Source organism: Parabacteroides sp. KHUB-02 (assembly GCF_056640955.1).
Genome location: NZ_JBWQEV010000002.1, coordinates 354,411 through 375,012, shown reverse-complemented (window position 1 = coordinate 375,012; position 20,602 = coordinate 354,411). Strand labels below are relative to the sequence as shown.

Genomic DNA, 20,602 nt, shown 5'->3' with positions numbered 1-20,602 from the left:
CCTTTTTAGTATGATAAACAAATAACATATGAGTTAAGTGCGGAGAGTCGTGTGATGGGAGACTGCTTAGTATGGTTCTGTGAGAAAGGAAGGTTAAAGTTTCCCTCTCTTTACTTGACCTTGAAACATCTTTTTGATAATTGAAATATAGACGTACAAACTAATTAATATGCAAGCGATTATTTTAGCGGCGGGTATGGGAAAACGCCTCGGGGAATTGACTCGTAATAATACAAAGTGTATGGTGAAAGTTAATGGTACTTCCTTGATAGATCGTATATTAACTCAGCTTTCCCTGTTGGATTTGTCGAAAGTAATAATAGTTATCGGATATAAAGGGGATCTTCTACGTAACTATATTGGTCACAAATATAAAGGATTGAAGATAGAATATATAGAAAATCCAGTTTATGATAAGACGAACAATATTTATTCGCTTTCCTTGGCAAAGAAAGAGCTGCAAAAAGATGATACATTATTGATAGAATCAGATTTGATATTCGATGATACTCTTTTCCCGATGATTGTCTATAATCCATACCCTAATTTAGCGCTGGTAGCAAAGTACGAGACTTGGATGGACGGAACAATGGTTCGCTTGGATGAGGAGAATAATATTGTCAATTTTATTCCTAAGAAAGCCTTTAAATACGGAGATGTAGATTATTATTACAAAACGGTTAATATCTACAAGTTCAGCAAAGAGTTCTCCACTACGAATTATGTTCCCTTTTTGGAAGCGTATACTAAGGCTCTGGGCAATAATGAGTATTACGAGCAAGTGCTTCGGGTGATTACACTGTTGGATAAATGTGAATTGAAAGCCTTGCCTTTGCAGGGGGAAAAGTGGTATGAGATAGACGATGTGCAGGACTTGGACATTGCGGAAACGATTTTTGCCACAGAAGAAGATCGCTTGTCGCTTTATCAAAAGCGCTATGGTGGTTATTGGCGTTTTCCGAACTTACTAGACTTCTGTTATTTGGTCAATCCGTTTTTTCCACCTCAGAAGTTGAAGGATGAGTTGAAGGCTAATTTTGACGTGTTATTGGCTGAATATCCTTCTGGAATGCGTGTTAATTCGTTACTGATAGCTAGGTATTTTCATATTAAAAAAGAGTATGCCGTAATTGGGAATGGTGCGGCTGAGCTGATCAAGTCTCTTATGGAACAGATAGAGGGAAAGATTGGTGTCATATATCCGACGTTTGAAGAGTACCCAAATCGTTGCGATAAGGAACAGCTAATTTGCTTTACGCCGGATAATAGGGATTTCTCTTATTCTGCTTCCGATTTGAGAGCTTTCTTTTCTGATAAGCCTATTTCTACTTTGCTGTTGGTAAATCCTGACAATCCTTCTGGGAATTTCATTCCATACGCTGATTTGTTGGATTTGATAGCATGGGCACAACAAAGAAGAATCCGTATGGTGGTTGACGAATCATTTGTCGATTTCAGCGTAGGTTATGAAAATAATACTTTGTTGTGTGATGATGTATTGGAACAATATGAGAATCTGGTAGTGATGAAGAGTATTTCCAAGTCATACGGTGTTCCCGGTCTTCGTTTAGGCGTGTTGGCTTCGGGTAACATCGAGTTAATCAAGAAGATCAAAAGTGATATCTCTATTTGGAATATCAATTCGTTTGCCGAGTTCTATATGCAGATTTACGGGAAGTATGAGAGCGACTATAAGAAAGGTTGTGAAAAGTTTATCGCAGAACGCCAACGCTTTTATGAAGATTTGCGATCAATACCTTTCTTGCGTGTGATACCCTCACAGGCTAATTATTTCTTATGCGAGGTGACAGATAAATATAAAGCTACAGAACTTACACAACTCCTTTTGAAACATTGCAACATTCTTGTTAAAGACTGTAGCACAAAATCAGCCTTTGCTTGCAAACAGTATATTCGCTTGGCTATACGCAACAGAATTGATAATGCTTATTTCATAAAAGCACTTAACGAACTTTTGTAATAGAAATTGTTGTTCCACTGATTATTGATATACGGGGAAAATGCAATATCTCCGATTTGGGTAAATATACTTAATATCTATAAAATGATTTCTTTCTTAAAACTGGAAAATAATAAAACAGCAAAAACGTTATTTGCCAATTTTACTTATTTGTCAATTCTAGAAATCATAGGATTATTACTTCCCTTGATCTCATATCCATACGTTATAAGGACTGTTGGAGCCGATAACTATGGGGTAGTTGTTTTTTGTCAAGCTATTATTGCGTATGTAGTTATTATAATAAATTTTGGTTATAACGTTTCTGCAACAAGGAAAATAAGTGAAAATAGAACTAATGTGTTTAAAATTAGAGAAATATATTCAAGTATTGTATATCAAAAGCTATTGATATTTGCGATATGCTTGGTGAGTGGGTTGTTCGTATTAATATTCTTGAAATATGATTACTCTGTTATTCTCCTTGGATTTATAGGACTTTGCATTCAAGAAGTGTTTTTTCCTACATGGTTGTTTCAAGGACTAGAAAGGATGAAGTTTATAACAATTATCACTTTTGTGGCAAAGTGTTCATGTCTAATTTTAATTTTTTTGTTCGTACATGATAAAAAAGACTATGCTTGTATTCCAGTATTATATTCAATAGGAGGTTTTTTTACATCAGTATTATCGGTTATTATCCTTAAAAAAAAGTTCGATATATATTTTGTGAAGGTGTCTAAGTATAGGATGAAAGAGGATTTTTTAGAAAGTCTTCCTTTTTTTACATCTCGTTTATCTGCTATTGTCATGGAAAGAGGTAATGTCTTAGTGATAGGAACTTTTTTTTCTTATGATATGGTTGCTATATACGATTTGTGTGCTAAGATAGTTTCAATTTTAAAAACTCCATTTTCATTAGTAGCACAAGTTATATATCCAAATGTAGCTAAGAGTAAAAATATGCTGCTAGTGAAAAAATCTATTAAGATAGTGCTGCTTTTTGGTGCTTTTGTTTGTTTGTTTGTTTACTTATTTGCTCCTAATATTATTTTATTATTAAGTGATACTTCAATGTTAGGGGCCGTTTCGATATTAAAGATTATGGTTTTATATGTTCCAATAGTGGGGATCAGCTATCTATTTGGTGCTTCTGTTTTAGTTGTTAAAGGGTATTCAAGGGAATATAATTTAAGTGTTGTATATTCTGTCTTGTTATATATATTGATGTTATTATCATTTATCAGTTTTTCTAAAGTAAATCTTTATACAATGGCATTGGCTTTTGTTGCACCCGAATTATTTGTTGCGTTGTATAGGATTTGTATCGTTAAATATAAAAATATATTAAATTGATGGCGTATGTTATCTGATAAGCAAAAAAAACATATTTTGGTGAATCGTGATGGTTTGAAGTATTATACTGTTGAAGGGTTGGAAAAAGTACACGAAGAAATGCTACGTCTATTATTGATAATAGATACTATTGCAAAAGAAAATAATATTCCCTATTGGATAGATGGGGGTAGTTTGATTGGTATAGTACGTCATAAAGGATTTATTCCATGGGATGATGATCTGGATATTTCTCTGCTAAAAAAGGATTACCTTAGGTTAATTAAAGAAATATCAATGTATTGTGAAATGCACAATGATGTTGCACTGTTTTATAACGAGCCATTAGTAGAACATACTTGTAACTTTTTTGCCAGTAAAAAAGTATTTTCTCGTACTCAGGGTTCTTGTGTTCTTGTTCCTGTTAAAATAGATATTAGACCTGTTAATTGTATAGTTAAAAATAAAGATAATGTAATAGAAAATAATATTTATAGAGATACTGCAAATTATATCATATTTGGTAAATCTTATGGTTATATGAAAAAAACTTTAAGCCATAAAAATGAACAAATGGATTTTTTAGAATACTATAATTATAAATATGGGTTAGTAGATTCTGGATTAGAAAATGTTATAATGGTTCATCCTTATTTTGAATTTTCTAATACATTTGAGCTTACCTATAATGATTTGTTTCCATTAAAAATGCTGCAATTTGAGAATATGTTGTTGCCGGTTCCGAATAATTATGATTATTTGCTAAAAGAGTTGTATGGAGATTATATGAGTTACCCAAATATTTGCCATAGAGCACCTGTAGCATGTCAAATTTATCAAAGGCAATTGAAAGATAATCGTTTTAACTTGTGCTTGTCGATGTTTAAACATACTAACAGAGGATTGTTGTACAGGATGCGTATTATATTAGTGCAGATAAGATTGTTGGGAGTGTTTGAATATATGAAAATAAAAATTTATGAGTAATCGTGATAAAATTTTGAGTTATAGGGATTTGATAAAGAAAAAGCTGATTCCTTTAATAAATGCTGATTATGTATTGTTGGATGTACCCAACCATCCTAATATTGGTGATAATCTTATTTGGGAAGGAGAACTTCGATTTCTTGAAAATATTCATTATAAGTGTATTTACTCGGCAAATGTTCATAATTGGGATGAAAATAAGATAAAGGATGCCAAAATTATTTTATTTCATGGAGGAGGAAATTGGGGAGATCTGTATCGAGAGTGTCAAGAGCATCGTTTATATATTGCAGAGAAATTTAAAGATAAGCGCATAATAATATTTCCACAAACGGTGTGGTATAATAATAAAAGTATTCTTCCAATAGATTGTAAAATATTTAACAATCATGCGGATATTCATATTTGTTTGAGAGACCAAATGTCTATGGATATATTGTCTAATTATGTAGATGCAAAAAAACTGTATTTACTGCCTGATATGGCTTTCTTTGTTGATGTTGAAGCCATGCCGATGAGAAAGGTAAGGAATGATTGTATATTATTCATGCTTCGCACTGATTCAGAAATAGATGATATAACTTTTAAGTTGGAATCAGATTTTGACGTAAAAGATTGGCCTACATTTTCTAATAATAAATATATTTTATTATTGTACTCATATTTTGAGTATTTTAAAGTGGTGGTTTCTAAGAGATTGCAAAAATGTAAATTTCTAAATGTTTTTGTGAGTCCTATATATGGTTTAAATAGAAAAAATAATAGAGAGCGGTATATTTATAAGGGAATAAATTTTTTTTCGAACTATGAAATTATTTATACAACGCGTCTTCATGGACTAATTTTAGGTATTCTTATGGATAAGAAAGTGATAATTGTTGATAATAAATATAATAAGTGTAAAAATTATTATGATACATGGCTCCGTGAGTTTGATAATATAGAATTGATGAGCTAATTTTTTTCTGTTATAGACATCATTGCGAAATCTTATCTGCAAACATAACAATAAATGAAAGTTACAATTTTACTACCTGCATATAATGCGGCACTTTATCTTAGAGACTCTTTAGATAGCATTATGCGACAAGCATTTAAAGATTTTGATGTGCTGTTGATTGATGATGGATCTATGGATGATACCTCAAAAATCGCAATTGAGTATAGTAATATTGATAGGCGTATAAAGTATTATAAGAATGAGAAAAATATTGGTCTAATCAAGACGCTTAATAAAGGATTATCGCTTGCTAAAGGTGAATATATCGTTAGAATGGATGCTGATGATATAATGTTTGATGATAGGCTTTACAAACAAGTAAAATATATGGATTCAAATCCTGAATGCTTTGTATGCGGAGGGCAAATGGAGTATATAGGAGGCTTGACTGGAATGGCTCCTATTTTGCCTCAAAAATATGAAGATTTACTTTATTTATCTTTGATAAACTGTCCTTTGTATCATCCTACAACTATTATTAGGAACAGTGCGATTAAGCAGTTTGGATTGAAATACAATGACTCATATAAACATGCGGAAGATTATAAGTTTTGGAGTGATATAATTTTTTCACATCCTAACTCTATTGCCAATATCAAAGATGTTGTATTGTTTTATCGTATTTCGAACAACCAAATAACCGCAAAATATAGTGATGAACAAGATTTAATATCAAAAATAGTGAGAAGAGAAAATGTTCAGCATGTTTTAGTGCCATATGGTATAAAGTTGCCGGAAGTAGTGAACTGTGAAATAATTGAAAAGGTATCTTCGCTTATAAGAAAGGAGCATATTGATGCAGCTGAAATTCTGACATTGGTACTATGTATGCTGTATATGTCTATGGAAAATTCTTATGTTAGAATAAAGCATTTTATACTGTCGAAGGATTATTCTTTATTTGTTAAAAATTCTTCGAGAATCAAATTGGGATTGTCTGTTTTGTTAAGTGGAATTTTCTCTAATAGAGGGAAAAGATTTGTGATTTAAATCTTATAGTACTCGATTCATTATGCCTAAAGTTAGGTGGTATCAAAATATACTGATTATATTTTGCTTCTTTGTTTATTTCTTTCCATTTAAAGCTTACGGGTTTGATCCAAGGCTTTTAGTCTTTTTGTTTTTCTTTATTTATATGATTAAAGATGGATTGTTACTTAATAGAAAAGTAAAGTGTAGATATATAAAGACTTTGTTTTATCCTGTCTTGATGTCTTTGTTTACAGTGCTTTCAAGTGTTGTAAATACGATAACCGAAAATACGTTTATTATATTTCCTTTTCAAGTTATTTATTTATTACTTCTTTCTTACTGTACATACTATATTACAAAAAGGTTTTGCAAGGTAATAAGCTTTTATGTAATAACACGCTATTTTTTGATGACATTAGTTGTACAGTCTGTTATAGCTATAGTAATGTTTGTCAATCAACCAATATGTTTATTCCTGTTTGATTTACAAGGTATAGATCTTACTAGTAGGGTTATTAAAATGTATTTCGGAGTCCGGTTGATCGGACTCGGTTGTTTCTACTTTGGAGCTGGAGCTATATATGGATTAGGCTTAATTGCTATAATGCCATTCATGTTAAAAGCGAAAAACAAGCAGCAATTAATTAAGTTGATATTGCTATATGTTTATATATTCATTGTAGGTATCTTCTTTGCAAGGACGGCTATGATTGGTTGTGTGTTTAGTATAGTGTATTTGATTTTTTGTATATTAATACCTAAAATGTGTAATAAGGTATTTTTAGTTTTCAGACAATTTATAATCTATCTTACTGTTTTTGGTATAGCATTAGTTTTCATTTATACATCATCTCCCAAATTGCAGGAAGATTATGGTGATATCATTGATTTTGGTTTTGAAGCTTTTATTAATTTAGTTGAAAATGGAGAACTATCGACTGCATCAAGTGATGGATTAACGGAATATCATTTGAGTATATGGCCGCAAAATCAAAAAACATATTATATTGGTGATATGCGTTGGACTAAAGGCGATAGTTATTATGGTGATTCTGATGTTGGGTATGTTAGGTTATTGTTCTATTTTGGTGTTCCTGGAGTAATACTATTTCTATTATATCAATATAGTATAGTTAGAATTTCTGGTTTGATATTTAAAGAACGGATTCTTTCGTTTTTCTTTTTTACGGTGTTTTTTTATGCTTTGATATTATTAATTAAAGGGTATATTGATGTTGCATCATTGATATTCATTTATTTACATTATAAATCATTAGATTCAAAATATGAAAATCGTATACTTTGTTGATGGATTAAACAGAGGAGGCGTAGAGTCGGTTGTTTGTCATCTATCGTCAAGTTTCGCCAAATTGAGGAATAAGATCTATATTATATGTTTGCACAAAGATATGAATGATCTGCACCTTGAAATACCTGAATATATCTCTGTTTTTTACCTTCCTTTTGAAAGTAACAGGAATCATCATGTTAATTATATTCGTTATTTGCCGAATTTAGTGGATTTGTTGAAAAAGATAAAACCGGATATTGTTCATGCGCACAATTCCTCATTTTCATATTTCTTTTTATCTATAGGTATATTGCTATCGAGAACTGTTCCGGTTAATATTAGAAGCATACATTTTAGTGGTTTTTTTCTGGAAAAAAGAACAATCGAAGATAAAATACGTTTTATCTTCGATTGGTGTGCATGTCGATTGTTAAAAACGATAATTATATCTGTTGGTCCTACGGTAAGTCGTGTTGTTAAAAGATTATATACTTCTAATCAACATTTGACGATAGTAAATGGAATTGATACAAAAGAAAAATTTTGTAAACGTAATCTTACGAAATCGTGTATGGGGATTAGTGAAGATAAATATGTTGCTGTTTATGTTGCACGAATTTGTGAAGGAAAGAATCACGATACCCTAATCAAGGCGTGGGAAATAGTGACACAGTATCACCCTTCTGCCTTATTACTATTTATTGGAGATGGCCCACTTAAAGAACAATATCAATCTGTTGTTCATGAAAAATCATTAGATGATAAAATCACATTTACTGGTTCTATTCCCAATATTGTTGAATATCTGTCAATTGCAGATGTTGGAGTGTTTCCCTCAGAATCTGAAGGGCTACCATTGGTTCTTATGGAAATGATGGCTGTGGAACTACCTGTGGTTGCTTCTAAAATACCATCTTGCTGTGATCTAATAGAGGAGAATGTTAACGGTATTTTATATGAAACCTATGATTATAAAGATTTGGCTAACAAAATTCTGAGTGTTTTATGTGATAGTGAGCTAAAGAAAAAACTTGGAGAACAAGCTAAGTTGCTTGTTTGTAATCATTACTCCATTGAAAATATGATAAATCGGCATAATATTCTTTATCAGAAGTTGCTATTAAAACAGAATTTTACAGATGCGTATAATTAACAGATTTATTAGTACTGTGAAAGGAGAAGATTTTAAATTAGATTCAAGGGTTCCATTATCTTATGTTATCTTACTTTTCCTGTCACGAGGACTATCCTTGCTTTGGGGTATTATTCGTTTTCGATCAATAAAAAAACTTTTTATACATCCTTCAAGTGTAATGAGGTGTACCTCTATGATTAAAGTAGGAAAAAATTTCAGTGTAGGAAGAAATTGTTATATAAATGCTCTTTCCCAAGAGGGGCTGATATGCGGCGATAACGTATCTATCGGTTATAATACGCACATAGAATTAACAGGTTCTTTACGGTATTTTGGAAAGGGAATGCGAGTAGGAAATTATGTCGGATTAGGTACACATGGGCATTATGGAAGTGGAATGGGCTTTTTAGAGATTGGAGATGATACTATATTCGGAAATTATGTGAGTATACATCCAGAGAATCATAATTATCATAATACAAATATTCCTATTAGGCTACAAGGTGTTAATGGTGTTGGCGTTAAAATTGGCAAGAATTGTTGGATTGGAGCAAAAGTTACGATTTTAGATGGTACTATCATCGGCGATAACAGTGTTGTAGCAGCAGGTGCTGTTGTGCGTGGACAGTTTCCTGATAATTGTGTTATAGGGGGGATTCCGGCAAAAATTATCAAATATATTTAACAATCATTCTATTTATGTTATTATCTATATGTATTCCGTGCTGTAAAAGGATTGAGCAACTAGAACTAACACTTACAAGTATTTTTCAAGATAATTCAGATGTTCCAATAACTGATTATGAGGTTATTCTTTCTGATAATGATCCTCTACATGAAATAGAACTGTTGGTTAATAAATTTGATTTTGAAAACTTAAAATATTTCCATACAGATTGTGAGGGATTTTTAAACTCCTATTGTGTTCTTACATATGCGAAGGGCACATTCTTAAAACTTCATAATAGTCAAGCAAAATTCAAAAAAGGGAGTTTGACGAAAATAATTGATGATATTAGAGGGTCGCAAAATGATAAAGCTTTACTATTCTATTCAAATGGAATGCTTAATAAAAACAGAGTGTTGGCATATGATGATTTTAATTCTTTTATGTATAACTTGTCATATTGGTCTTCGTCAAGCAATGGCTTCTGCATATGGAAAGATGAATTTGATAAGATAGGAGAAATAAAGTTAAATCCTTTATTTCCTCATACCTCCTTGTTCTTGACGCAACATTGTTTAGGAAAATATATTATTAATGATGAATATTTGTTTGATGTTCAAAGGATTCCTAAACGAGGTGGGCATAATAAATTCAAAGCTTTTACTATTGAATATCCGTCTTTGATTGATGCTGTATATAAATCTGGATATATTTCCATGAAATGTAAAAAGCATATATTGAATGATATATTATTCTATTTTCTTCCTACGCTTCTTTTTAATAAATATGTGGCAAGGATAGAATGCTTTGATATATACGGATATAAGCAAAATATTAAGAAGTATTTCCCGTGGTTTTCTTATTATTTGACATATATGTTAATACTTATTGTTCCTTTTAATAAACTATATAATCGTATTAAGAAGCGGTTGAAAAAATTATCTTTTTTAGTGTATAGTGGTTGATTTTGCTATGATAATGTGTGTATAATAAGTTGTTTACATGAAATATATAACAATCATTGGTACGGTTGGAGTACCTGCTAATTATGGAGGTTTTGAAACCTTAGTCGAAAATGTGATAGGTGAAAATGCTTCTAAGGATGGGAATTATACGGTATATTGTAGTAGTAAAAGTTATCCTAAGAGGCTTAGTTTGTATAAAGGTGCTTCGTTAAAGTATATTCCTTTAGATGCTAATGGCATTCAAAGTATCTTTTATGATATTCTGTCTTTGATTCAAGCTACACGGAGAAGTGATGTTGTTCTGATATTAGGTGTCTCTGGATGTTGCTTTTTACCCATTTATCGTTTGTTCTCAAAAAAGAAATTGATAATTAATATTGATGGATTGGAACACCGAAGAAATAAATGGGGAAAGTGGACACGGCGATTCTTGAGGTTCTCAGAAAAAATGGCTGTGAAATATGCAGATGTAGTGGTGGCCGATAATAAGGGAATTCAAGATTATGTATTAGAAGAGTATGGTAAACAGGCTGAGTTGATTGCTTATGGTGGTGATCATGTTTTGTGTGACGTTTCTGATATAGAAGATGAAGTATTAGAGCAATATGGTCTAAAAGATGTAGATTATTCTTTTTCGTTATGCAGAATAGAGCCGGAAAATAACGTACATATAACATTGGAAGCTTTTAAACGGACTGGGAAAGAATTGTTTTTTATAGGAAATTGGGAAAGAAGTTCGTATGGAAAGATGCTAAAAGATAAATATGGTGATTGTGAAAATATCCATTTACTTTCCCCAATTTATGATGTGAAGGTGTTGAATGTTCTTAGAAGCCATTGTTGCTATTATATTCACGGACATAGTGCAGGTGGTACCAATCCGTCTTTGGTGGAAGCAATGTTTTTTAATAAACCGATATTGGCTTATGATGTGATTTATAATAGAGAGACAACGGAAAATAAGGCGGATTATTTTTCTTCTGTAGAAGATCTTGTGAATTTATTGAAAATGCCTGATTCTTATTATGTTTTAAATGCAGAAAATATGATGGAAATAGCTCAAAGATGTTATCGATGGATAATGATAACAAAACAATATGAGCGTTTATATGGCGTATCTGCAAAATAAATTATTATGCCGTTAATTGAAGATTTTGGCATGTTGATTTATACTGTCCTTCCAAATAGATATTCTCTCCTTTGCAATTCATAAATGTATGATGGACTCTGAATGTATAGACTATTCTTCTTGTCTAACTTACAGACTTTTTGGGTGATACCGAATTGAAGAGTATCATGTCTGTAAGCACTCAATTTAGGGCTGAGATTTAGAATCCGTACCTTCGTTGCGAACAAAAACTTATAGATTTGTGTATAGCAACGAGGATTTAGAGCGATTTTATTTTCAGTACCAAACAGAGTCACTGCCAAGAGGCGAGTCTGTTCAGTCTTTTTGTAAAAGGAATAAGGTTTCTTGTAATATCTTTCAATCAAACAGAAGAGGGAGTAGTTGAGCAGGGAAACCTTCTTTCGAGCTCCTGTAAAATACAGTGAGGGTATGGCAGACGATCAAAAAGACCGATTCATTCAGTACTTGGCGGAACAACATTGGGAAGATGGGCTGACCAAGCGAGCGATCTATCTAAAGCCGTTTGTATCTTTGTCAAAGAGGAACGGACTAATTCTGTATCACACATAAATGCCTTCCTTTTCAATTCGGTTTCTCAAAAGTGAATCCATTTGATCCCGCAATCGGACAATATCGACATTACAGCCGAATAGGGATTGTAAATCTTCCTTTATATGTACCAATGCGAACATATTTGGCTTTGAGGTCTCTAAACAAACATCAACATCACTGTTTTCTGTTTGTTCCCCTCTGGCTACAGAACCAAATATTCCCATACGGGTAATGCTATATTTGGATGCATTCTTCGCCATATAGTCACGCAAGATGTTTATATATTCAGTTGTTGACTTCATGTCTTCTTAATTCATTTTACGCAAAGATATGATAATTAGGTAATATCTACTGTAACATAAGCCGGAAATCCGTACCTTTGGCACACGGCTTTTTCATTTAAGAAATATTGTTCATCGCTTGTTTTTGCCATAAAAATCCTTATATCCGTGCGCAGCGATACGGAAGCACCGCCTTAGGTGTTTCATCTTATCGTTCATTCTTATTTTTTTATAGGCGGAATTCAATAGCGATATGATGTTTATATTGTCTTCCGCTTTTGTTTTTGCGATAGCAAAAACAGGATTTATTTTCTTGATATACAACTTTTCACACATAATATTACTAAAGAAGAAACACCTTGACTGTCTTCGTGGCGGCATCATGACTCATTTGAGAAAATTTGTATCTTCAGTCCCTAAATACTGCAGAACAAGCAGGGAGAACTTCAAACACAAACTTGAAGACATACTCATGTTTGTCATATTGAGGAGGCTCAGCAAGTGTATTACCAGAGCTGAAATGGTATTTCTGCCTATGCCGCACTGGCGTGGCTAGGGGTATTGTTCCCTTAAATCAAAGCTTAAATGAAGATACTCCCCATGTTCACGGACAATGTCGCTATTGCTATAAACCATTGGCAGTACTTGCTTGTTTAATAGCCATTATTACGTTAATAAAATAGAGAATATGAGAACAAATGATTCAAAAACATCCGTAGACTCTAAATTGGAGGAGATGGAGGAAAAGTATCCTGTAGAGCAAATCGCTGTTAAAAATGAGAAGAAAATAACGGCCAAGGATGTAAAGGAGGCTGTGAAAGAGATTAATCCCGATACGGACAGCTTGGGTAGCAGAGGGTAAAACGTATTTTAATTTGCTTAAAAGAATAATTATTAAGATTTATAGTATTATCTTTGTGGTTGCGGTTTGTAATAAACTGAGGTATAAAGATTGGTAAATCTAGCAAATTAAATAATAAAGATGTATAGAACAAGAACTTGTGGCGACTTGCGCCTTGCGGATGAAGGTCTGGTGGTTACACTGGCCGGTTGGGTGCAGAAAACCCGCAAAATGGGAGGAATGACATTTGTCGATATCCGCGACCGTTATGGTATTACTCAGTTGGTATTTAATCAGGAGGTTGATGCAGCTCTTTGCGAAAAGGCAAATAAGTTGGGCCGTGAATTCGTGATTCAGGTTACGGGTACGGTTCGTGAGCGTTCCAGCAAGAATGCGCATATCCCGACAGGTGATATTGAGTTGATCGTTTCTGAATTAAATGTCCTGAACACTGCGCTTACCCCTCCGTTCACGATCGAGGAGGAGACAGATGGCGGTGATGACTTGCGTATGAAATATCGTTATCTGGACTTGCGTCGTGCTTGCGTTCGTAAGAATCTGGAACTTCGTCATAGAATGGCGTTCGAGGTTCGCCGCTATTTGGATGAGCAAGGTTTCTTGGAGGTAGAGACTCCGGTTCTTGTAAATTCTACCCCGGAGGGTGCCCGTGACTTCGTGGTTCCTTCCCGTATGAACCCGGGACAGTTCTACGCTTTGCCTCAGTCTCCACAGACCTTGAAGCAATTGTTGATGGTTTCCGGTTTCGACCGTTATTTCCAGATCGTAAAATGTTTCCGTGACGAGGATTTGCGTGCGGATCGCCAGCCGGAGTTCACGCAGATCGACTGTGAGATGAGCTTCGTGGAGCAAGAGGATGTCTTGAATATGTTCGAGGGCATGGCGAAACATTTGTTTAAGGTAATCCGTGGTGTCGAGTTCAAGGAGTCGTTTATGCGTATGACTTGGCAAGATGCTATGAAACAATATGGTAGCGATAAACCGGATTTGCGTTTCGGCATGAAGTTCGTCGAGTTGATGGACATCATGAAAGGCCATGGTTTCTCCGTATTCGATAACGCTGCTTACATAGGGGGTATCTGTGCGGAAGGTGCAGCGAGCTATACCCGTAAACAACTGGATGCGTTGACTGAGTTCGTGAAACGTCCGCAGGTAGGTGCTAAAGGTTTGGTTTACGCCCGTGTGGAAGCGGATGGTAACGTGAAATCAAGCGTAGATAAATTCTATAGCCAAGAGGTTCTTCAAGAAATGAAGAATGCGTTCGGCGCTAAGCCGGGTGATTTGATTTTGATCCTTTCCGGCGACGATGTGATGAAGACTCGTAAGCAACTTTGCGAGTTGCGTTTAGAGATGGGTAATCAATTAGGTCTTCGTGACAAGGATAAGTTCGTTTGCTTGTGGGTAATCGACTTCCCGCTGTTCGAATGGAACGAGGACGATCAACGTTTCTACGCTATGCACCATCCGTTTACCTCTCCGAATCCGGATGATATACCGTTGTTGGACACGGATCCGGGTGCTGTTCGTGCGAATGCGTATGATATGGTTATCAATGGCGTTGAAGTGGGTGGTGGTTCTATCCGTATCCACGACAGCCAATTACAGGATAAGATGTTCAAGCTGTTAGGATTCACCGAAGAAAGAGCGCAAGAGCAATTCGGTTTCTTGATGAATGCGTTCAAGTACGGAGCGCCTCCTCATGGAGGTTTGGCTTATGGCTTGGATCGTTTCGTGTCTTTGTTCGCCGGTTTGGATTCTATCCGCGACTGTATCGCTTTCCCGAAGAACAATTCCGGGCGAGATGTTATGCTCGATGCTCCGGGTGTCTTGGATCCAGCCCAGTTGGATGAACTGAATTTGATCGTTGATATCAAGAAATAATCCAATCTGAAATTCCATTCGAATGGGAATCTTATTCCATCCGAATGGAATTTTCTTTTCTTCCGAAAGGAATTACTTTTTCTCCCGAACATAAATCAAAGGATATTTAGCATGGTGAAGGTTAAAGATATATTGAGAGAAATAGAGCATTACGCCCCGCTGCCGCTTCAAGAAGGTTTTGACAATGCGGGTGTGCAAGTTGGCGACGTGAACCAGCATGCGACGGGTGTGTTGCTATGCCTAGATGTTATCGAGGAGGTGCTTGATGAAGCGATCGAGATGGGATGTAACCTGATCATCTCTCATCATCCTTTGGCCTTTAAGTCGTTTAAGTCGTTGACTGGCTCCAATTATATCGAGCGTTGCATGATGAAGGCGTGTAAGTATGATTTGGTGGTTTATGCCGCCCATACCAATCTTGATAATGCCGTAGGAGGCGTGAATTACCGTTTGGCAGAGTTGATCGGCTTGCAAAATGTACGGATCTTGAGCCCCCAAAAAGGCGCTTTGTTGAAGTTGGTGACGTTTGTCCCCGAGGCTTATGCCGAGATCATGCGGAATACCTTGTTCAATGCCGGTGCGGGAAGTATCGGGAACTATGATGCTTGCAGTTATAATTTACATGGCGAGGGAACATTCCGGGCCAATGCGGGATGCAATCCGTTTTGTGGTGAGATCGGCGAGGTGCATGTAGAGAAAGAGGTGCGTATGGAGATGATCCTTCCGGCATTCAAGAAGACAGCGGTGACCCGTGCTCTGTTATCCGTTCACCCGTATGAGGAGCCGGCTTTTGATTTTTATTCGTTATCAAACACATGGGAACAGGCAGGTTCCGGTGTAGTGGGAGAGTTGCCTGCCGAGGAAGATGAGTTGAGTTTCTTGTTACGGGTCAAGGCCCTGTTTAACGTCGGTTGCGTGAAGCATTCCCCATTTACGGGTAAGTCTATCCGAGAGGTCGCTATCTGCGGAGGCAGCGGCGCTTTCTTGATCAAGGACGCTATCGCGTATGGTGCCGATGTCTTTATAACGGGGGAGGCGAAGTACAACGATTTTTACGATGTGGAGGACCAGATTCTACTGGCGGTTATCGGTCATTATGAATCGGAAATCTGTACAAAAGACATATTTTATAACATAATATCGAAAAAATTCCCTACCTTTGCGGTACATTTTTCGAATGTTAATTCAAACCCAGTAAAATATTTATAGAATGGCTACAGATAAACAATCAGCTGAAAAGGAATATACGGTTGAAGAAAAGCTTTCTACGCTGTATCAACTTCAGACGATGATGACTGAAATTGATAAGATCAAGACCCTTCGTGGTGAGCTTCCTCTGGAGGTTCAAGACTTGGAGGACGAGATCGCAGGACTGGAAACACGTCTCCAGAACTATCAAGCGGAGATCAAGGAGTTTGAGACTTCTGTTGTTGAGCAAAAGCATAAGATCACGGAATCTACCACATTGATAGATCGCTATAAGGCACAATTAGATAATGTGCGTAATAACCGGGAGTTTGATAACCTGTCTAAGGAGATCGAGTTCCAAGGTTTGGAAATTGAGTTCTCAGAGAAAAAAATTCGTGAATTCGGAGAGGCGGTAGACGCTAAGAAAAAAGATATCGCTGAACTGACTGAGAAGCTGGAAGGCCGTAAGGCTGACTTGGTTCAGAAAAAGAGTGAGTTGGAGCAGATCATTTCCGAGACAAAGCAGGATGAGGAGAAACTTCGTGAGAAAGCGAAGAAGCTGGAAGCCGCTATCGAACCTCGTTTGTTGACCGCTTTCAAGCGTATCCGTAAAGGTGCTCGTAACGGTTTGGCTGTTGTTTATGTGCAACGTGGCGCTTGCGGTGGTTGCTTTAACAAGATCCCGCCTCAGAAGCAATTGGATATCAAGTTGCGTAAGAAAATTATTGTTTGCGAATACTGTGGTCGTATTATGATCGACCCGGAATTAGCAGGTGTAGAAGATTAATTCAAAAGATCTATAAGTAATGGCTCTAGCTAAAACCGGCTAGGGCCATTATTGTTTTTAATACAAAGATGTTATGATACATACGATACGTTTATATATAGAGAAGTACCGGCTGTTATCCGAGGATCGTCCGGTTTTGGTCGGATTGAGCGGTGGTGCCGATTCTGTGGCTTTGTTGGGCGTATTGGTGCGTTTGGGCTATCCGTGTATAGCGCTTCATTGTAACTTTCATTTGCGTGGGGAGGAGTCGGATCGGGATGAGGCATTTGCCTGTGAGTTCGCGGAATCTTTGGAAGTACCCTTTCATAAGATAGATTTCGATACGATCTCTTATGCTGGAGAGAAGCATCTCTCGATAGAGATGGCTGCCCGTGAATTGCGCTATGCTTGGTTTGAGGAGATGCGGGAGCGGCTGGGAGGGCAGGCGACCGCCGTCGCCCATCATCGGGACGATAGTGTGGAGACAGTCTTGATGAATTTGATACGGGGCACGGGAATCCGGGGGATGAGCGGGATCCGTCCGAGGAATGGTTTCATCATCCGTCCTTTGCTGTGCGTAAGCCGTGAGGATATCTTGGCTTGGTTGGCGGATCAAGGCTACGCCTATATGGTGGATAGCACGAATTTATCGGATGCTTATACCCGTAATTTCATCCGTTTGAATGTGTTGCCGCTTTTGGAGGAGATAAATCCATCGGCCCGGAATACCATCGCACGTTCCGCTGAGCATCTTTCTGCCGCAGAGACTATATATATATATGTATTGGAACAAGCCCGGAAAGAGGTTGTCGTATCGGATGATCGTCTTTCTATCGGGGCGTTGATGCGGTTTCCGGCTCCAGAGACGATTTTGTATGAGTTATTAAAAGAATATGGTTTTACCCGTCTGGTCTCGGACGATATTTTCGCTGCCTTGACCAAGGAGCCTGGTAAGCTGTTTTACTCTTCCACCCATCGTTTGCTGAAGGATCGGGATTATTTATGGATCACTTCTTTAGAGAAGAAGGAAGAGCGAACATTCGTTTTAGATCCGGAAAAGGGTATTAATCATGAACCTATTGAACTATCTTTCCAAAAACTTGTTATAACTATAGGTTTCCCTATCGAGAAGAATAAGCGGATCGCTTATTTGGATTATGATAAACTCGATTTCCCTTTAACATTGCGGACTTGGAAAGAAGGCGATTGGTTTATTCCCTTCGGAATGAAAGGACGTAAGAAGTTGAGTGACTATTTCTCCGATCATAAATTTAGCCGGATTGAGAAGGAGCGCACATGGCTTCTTTGTAGTGGCGACGCTATCGTTTGGGTGGTAGGAGAAAGGACTGATAATCGTTTTCGTATAGACGAATCAACAAAGCGTGTGCTAATTGTGAATTTTTTGGGCTAAATCCTCGTTTATTGTAAAAATATTCTTACATTTGCGAAGATTTACTCCGCAGATATGTTACTAATGGTTCAAATTAGCTGAACAATCCGGTTATTACATGAAAATTATAATTAAATAAAGATACAATGATACCATTGGGCGTACATCGTGTTTGTATATGTGATCCGTGTGTATGTACCATTTATATTATTACTTCGCAATATGCAGAAATATAACATTCTAGAACTAAATGAAAAACTTCTTCCCGAACTTCAAAGTATCGCGGAAGAGTTGGGAATAAAAAAAGTTAGCAGCTTAAAGAAAGAAGAGTTGGTTTATCGGATTCTTGATGAGCAAGCGATCTCCTATGCCGGCATTCAGGCTGAAAAGATGAAAGAGAAAGAGGCTAAGAAGCCTGCAGAGGGCCGTAAGAGAGGCCGTCCGGCCAAATCTCCTAAAGTGGCGAAGGCTGAGACTGCCGAAGCTGCAGAGAGTACCCAACAGGCTCCGGAAAAGCTAGTGACTGCTCCGGCTGACAAGAAAGAGCAAAAAGAGCAGCCTGAACGTAAGAAAAGAGTCCGTATCGAGAAAAAGGAAAAGGTAGCGGGCGCTATCGCTCCTTCCGAGGATAACAAGGAAGTGGTGGTTTCGAAAGAGCCGCAAACGATCTCTACGGTAACGGAAATCTCGGCCGTGGAAACTCCGGCGATAGTAGAGAGCCCGGTGGAGAAACCGTTGTTGCCTCCTGTTGTGGCGGAACTTGAAACGGAAGAAGAAGCCGCTTTGCCGGAAAATACGACTCCGGTAGAGGTAGCGGAAGAAACCACTTCACCACAAGCGACGGAAGAAGAGCCTAAGCGCATCGTATTCCGCCATCCGGACGCTAAATCCGTATTGGATCAGATTTTCCCGTTCTCCGCTCCGAAACCCGAGGCTAACAAACCTCAACCCGAGGCCGCTCCCCAGCAGAATAATCCTCGACAGAACAATCGACAGAATAATCATAATAACAACCGTAATAACAATAACGCTAATAACAACCAGCAGGCTCAAGAGAAAATGTATGAGTTTGACGGCATCCTTACAGGAACCGGCGTGTTAGAGATGATGCAAGATGGTTACGGTTTCCTTCGTTCTTCAGATTATAATTATTTGACTTCACCGGACGATATTTATGTCTCTCAATCCCAGATCAAGTTATTTGGCTTGAAAACGGGTGACGTGGTAGAAGGTTCGATCCGTCCACCGAAGGAAGGTGAGAAGTATTTCCCGTTGGTGAAAGTGGACAAGATCAATGGACGTACGCCAGAAGAGGTTCGCGACCGGGTTCCTTTCGATCATTTGACCCCGTTATTCCCGGATGAGAAATTCATGCTTACGGCACGTAAATCACCGAAAGTATACGATAATATCGCCGTACGTGTGGTTGATTTATTCTCCCCGATCGGAAAAGGGCAACGTGGTTTGATCGTCGCTCAACCGAAAACCGGTAAGACGATGTTGTTGAAAGATATCGCGAACGCTATCGCTTACAACCATCCCGAGGTTTATATGATTATATTATTGATCGACGAACGTCCGGAGGAGGTTACGGATATGGCTCGTAGCGTGGATGCGGAAGTGATCGCCTCTACATTCGACGAACCGGCTGAACGTCACGTGAAAATCGCTGAGATCGTATTGAACAAGGCGAAACGAATGGTAGAATGTGGTCATGATGTCGTGATTCTTCTGGACTCGATCACTCGTTTGGCTCGTGCTTATAATACGGTACAACCGGCTTCCGGTAAGGTGCTTTCCGGTGGTGTGGATGCAAATGCGTTGCAGAAGCCGAAGCGTTTCTTCGGTGCCGCCCGTAATATTGAGAATGGTGGTAGCCTTACGATTCTAGCCACCGCCCTTACGGAGACTGGCTCTAAGATGGACGACGTGATCTTCGAGGAATTCAAGGGTACGGGTAATATGGAGTTACAATTGGATCGTAAATTATCCAATAAGCGTATCTATCCGGCTGTGGATATCACGGCTTCCAGCACTCGCCGTGATGATTTATTGCAGGATGAGAGCACGTTGAACCGTATGTGGGTCTTACGCAAATATCTATCAGACATGAACTCAATGGAGGCTATGGAATTTGTTAAGCAACGGATGGAACAAACCGTTGATAATATGGAATTCTTGGCATCCATGAACGGTTGATAATATCCCATAAAAAAACACTATACTTTTGAGTTCAAAACAATA

At 37.2% G+C, this 20,602-nt stretch carries 17 protein-coding genes; 16 read left to right on the top strand and 1 reads right to left on the bottom strand.

Translation table 11 applies throughout. The annotated features are described in order from the left end of the window. The first annotated feature begins 169 nt into the window (after positions 1-169). The 10 genes from ACYIA1_RS22110 to ACYIA1_RS22065 all read left to right on the top strand — a co-directional run bounded on the left by ACYIA1_RS22110 (position 170) and on the right by ACYIA1_RS22065 (position 11,441). Positions 170-1,981: an aminotransferase class I/II-fold pyridoxal phosphate-dependent enzyme gene (locus ACYIA1_RS22110; RefSeq protein WP_011966448.1), complete on the top strand. Its 1,812-nt coding sequence runs from the start codon at positions 170-172 to the stop codon at positions 1,979-1,981. An 84-nt stretch (positions 1,982-2,065) separates the two neighbouring features. Further along, positions 2,066-3,316 carry an oligosaccharide flippase family protein gene (locus tag ACYIA1_RS22105; protein ID WP_011966447.1) on the top strand — a complete coding sequence of 417 codons (1,251 nt, stop codon included), beginning with the start codon at positions 2,066-2,068 and terminating at the stop codon, positions 3,314-3,316. Between the two features lie 6 nt (positions 3,317-3,322). Next, positions 3,323-4,282: a LicD family protein gene (locus ACYIA1_RS22100; protein WP_011966446.1), complete on the top strand. Its 960-nt coding sequence runs from the start codon at positions 3,323-3,325 to the stop codon at positions 4,280-4,282. Further along, positions 4,275-5,240: a polysaccharide pyruvyl transferase family protein gene (locus ACYIA1_RS22095; RefSeq protein ID WP_011966445.1), complete on the top strand. Its 966-nt coding sequence runs from the start codon at positions 4,275-4,277 to the stop codon at positions 5,238-5,240. The genes ACYIA1_RS22100 and ACYIA1_RS22095 overlap by 8 nt, the downstream gene beginning before the upstream one ends. A 54-nt stretch (positions 5,241-5,294) precedes the next feature. Then, the gene (locus tag ACYIA1_RS22090) at positions 5,295-6,272 is read left to right on the top strand and encodes a glycosyltransferase family 2 protein (protein ID WP_048927431.1); all 978 of its coding nucleotides are present in this window, start codon (positions 5,295-5,297) and stop codon (positions 6,270-6,272) included. A 388-nt stretch (positions 6,273-6,660) separates the two neighbouring features. After that, a complete protein-coding gene (locus ACYIA1_RS22085) occupies positions 6,661-7,563 on the top strand; it encodes a hypothetical protein (RefSeq protein ID WP_127908268.1) in 903 nt (300 codons plus the stop codon). Further along, positions 7,541-8,698 carry a glycosyltransferase gene (locus ACYIA1_RS22080; protein ID WP_480336396.1) on the top strand — a complete coding sequence of 386 codons (1,158 nt, stop codon included), beginning with the start codon at positions 7,541-7,543 and terminating at the stop codon, positions 8,696-8,698. The genes ACYIA1_RS22085 and ACYIA1_RS22080 overlap by 23 nt, the downstream gene beginning before the upstream one ends. Before the next feature lie 175 nt (positions 8,699-8,873). Beyond that, positions 8,874-9,365, top strand: coding sequence for an acyltransferase (locus tag ACYIA1_RS22075; RefSeq protein WP_227742544.1), 492 nt, complete (start codon positions 8,874-8,876; stop codon positions 9,363-9,365). A 14-nt stretch (positions 9,366-9,379) separates the two neighbouring features. Continuing rightward, positions 9,380-10,312, top strand: a complete 933-nt coding sequence (locus tag ACYIA1_RS22070) for a glycosyltransferase family 2 protein (RefSeq protein WP_229040585.1) — start codon at positions 9,380-9,382, stop codon at positions 10,310-10,312. A 37-nt stretch (positions 10,313-10,349) separates the two neighbouring features. Beyond that, on the top strand, positions 10,350-11,441 hold the full coding sequence (locus ACYIA1_RS22065; protein WP_011966439.1) for a DUF1972 domain-containing protein: 1,092 nt from the start codon (positions 10,350-10,352) through the stop codon (positions 11,439-11,441). Between the two features lie 560 nt (positions 11,442-12,001). Here the strand turns inward: ACYIA1_RS22065 and ACYIA1_RS22060 are convergent. Next, on the bottom strand, positions 12,002-12,295 hold the full coding sequence (locus ACYIA1_RS22060) for a nucleotidyltransferase family protein (protein WP_480336394.1): 294 nt from the start codon (positions 12,293-12,295) through the stop codon (positions 12,002-12,004). A gap of 667 nt (positions 12,296-12,962) precedes the next feature. Here ACYIA1_RS22060 and ACYIA1_RS22055 point away from each other — a divergent pair. The 6 genes from ACYIA1_RS22055 (at position 12,963) to rho (ending at position 20,557) form a co-directional block, all read left to right on the top strand. Continuing rightward, entirely contained in the window at positions 12,963-13,136 is a 174-nt protein-coding gene (locus ACYIA1_RS22055) for a hypothetical protein (RefSeq protein WP_005856296.1), read from the top strand. Between the two features lie 120 nt (positions 13,137-13,256). Further along, complete coding sequence (aspS, locus tag ACYIA1_RS22050) at positions 13,257-15,014, top strand: aspartate--tRNA ligase (protein ID WP_009276077.1); 1,758 nt, start codon at positions 13,257-13,259, stop codon at positions 15,012-15,014. 111 nt (positions 15,015-15,125) lie between these two features. Next, positions 15,126-16,223 (top strand): Nif3-like dinuclear metal center hexameric protein, encoded by a 1,098-nt coding sequence (locus tag ACYIA1_RS22045; protein WP_480336392.1) that lies wholly within the window; start codon positions 15,126-15,128, stop codon positions 16,221-16,223. A 1-nt stretch (position 16,224) separates the two neighbouring features. Then, positions 16,225-16,989 (top strand): zinc ribbon domain-containing protein, encoded by a 765-nt coding sequence (locus ACYIA1_RS22040; RefSeq protein WP_005868214.1) that lies wholly within the window; start codon positions 16,225-16,227, stop codon positions 16,987-16,989. A 73-nt stretch (positions 16,990-17,062) separates the two neighbouring features. Continuing rightward, complete coding sequence (gene tilS / locus ACYIA1_RS22035; protein WP_196009075.1) at positions 17,063-18,379, top strand: tRNA lysidine(34) synthetase TilS; 1,317 nt, start codon at positions 17,063-17,065, stop codon at positions 18,377-18,379. 201 nt (positions 18,380-18,580) lie between these two features. After that, positions 18,581-20,557 (top strand): transcription termination factor Rho, encoded by a 1,977-nt coding sequence (rho, locus tag ACYIA1_RS22030; protein ID WP_480336390.1) that lies wholly within the window; start codon positions 18,581-18,583, stop codon positions 20,555-20,557. The last annotated feature ends 45 nt before the right edge of the window (positions 20,558-20,602 follow it).

Excerpts from the sequence above, each read along its gene's own strand:
- ACYIA1_RS22075 (WP_227742544.1), top strand. The coding sequence starts at position 8,874 with ATGATTAAAGTAGGAAAAAATTTCAGTGTAGGAAGAAATTGTTATATA.
- ACYIA1_RS22040 (WP_005868214.1), top strand. The coding sequence starts at position 16,225 with ATGGCTACAGATAAACAATCAGCTGAAAAGGAATATACGGTTGAAGAA.
- ACYIA1_RS22100 (WP_011966446.1), top strand. The coding sequence starts at position 3,323 with ATGTTATCTGATAAGCAAAAAAAACATATTTTGGTGAATCGTGATGGT.
- ACYIA1_RS22080 (WP_480336396.1), top strand. The coding sequence starts at position 7,541 with ATGAAAATCGTATACTTTGTTGATGGATTAAACAGAGGAGGCGTAGAG.
- ACYIA1_RS22110 (WP_011966448.1), top strand. The coding sequence starts at position 170 with ATGCAAGCGATTATTTTAGCGGCGGGTATGGGAAAACGCCTCGGGGAA.
- tilS (WP_196009075.1), top strand. The coding sequence starts at position 17,063 with ATGATACATACGATACGTTTATATATAGAGAAGTACCGGCTGTTATCC.
- ACYIA1_RS22045 (WP_480336392.1), top strand. The coding sequence starts at position 15,126 with ATGGTGAAGGTTAAAGATATATTGAGAGAAATAGAGCATTACGCCCCG.
- ACYIA1_RS22090 (WP_048927431.1), top strand. The coding sequence starts at position 5,295 with ATGAAAGTTACAATTTTACTACCTGCATATAATGCGGCACTTTATCTT.
- ACYIA1_RS22095 (WP_011966445.1), top strand. The coding sequence starts at position 4,275 with ATGAGTAATCGTGATAAAATTTTGAGTTATAGGGATTTGATAAAGAAA.
- ACYIA1_RS22060 (WP_480336394.1), bottom strand. The coding sequence starts at position 12,295 with ATGAAGTCAACAACTGAATATATAAACATCTTGCGTGACTATATGGCG.
- ACYIA1_RS22070 (WP_229040585.1), top strand. The coding sequence starts at position 9,380 with ATGTTATTATCTATATGTATTCCGTGCTGTAAAAGGATTGAGCAACTA.
- ACYIA1_RS22055 (WP_005856296.1), top strand. The coding sequence starts at position 12,963 with ATGAGAACAAATGATTCAAAAACATCCGTAGACTCTAAATTGGAGGAG.
- rho (WP_480336390.1), top strand. The coding sequence starts at position 18,581 with ATGCAGAAATATAACATTCTAGAACTAAATGAAAAACTTCTTCCCGAA.
- aspS (WP_009276077.1), top strand. The coding sequence starts at position 13,257 with ATGTATAGAACAAGAACTTGTGGCGACTTGCGCCTTGCGGATGAAGGT.
- ACYIA1_RS22105 (WP_011966447.1), top strand. The coding sequence starts at position 2,066 with ATGATTTCTTTCTTAAAACTGGAAAATAATAAAACAGCAAAAACGTTA.
- ACYIA1_RS22065 (WP_011966439.1), top strand. The coding sequence starts at position 10,350 with ATGAAATATATAACAATCATTGGTACGGTTGGAGTACCTGCTAATTAT.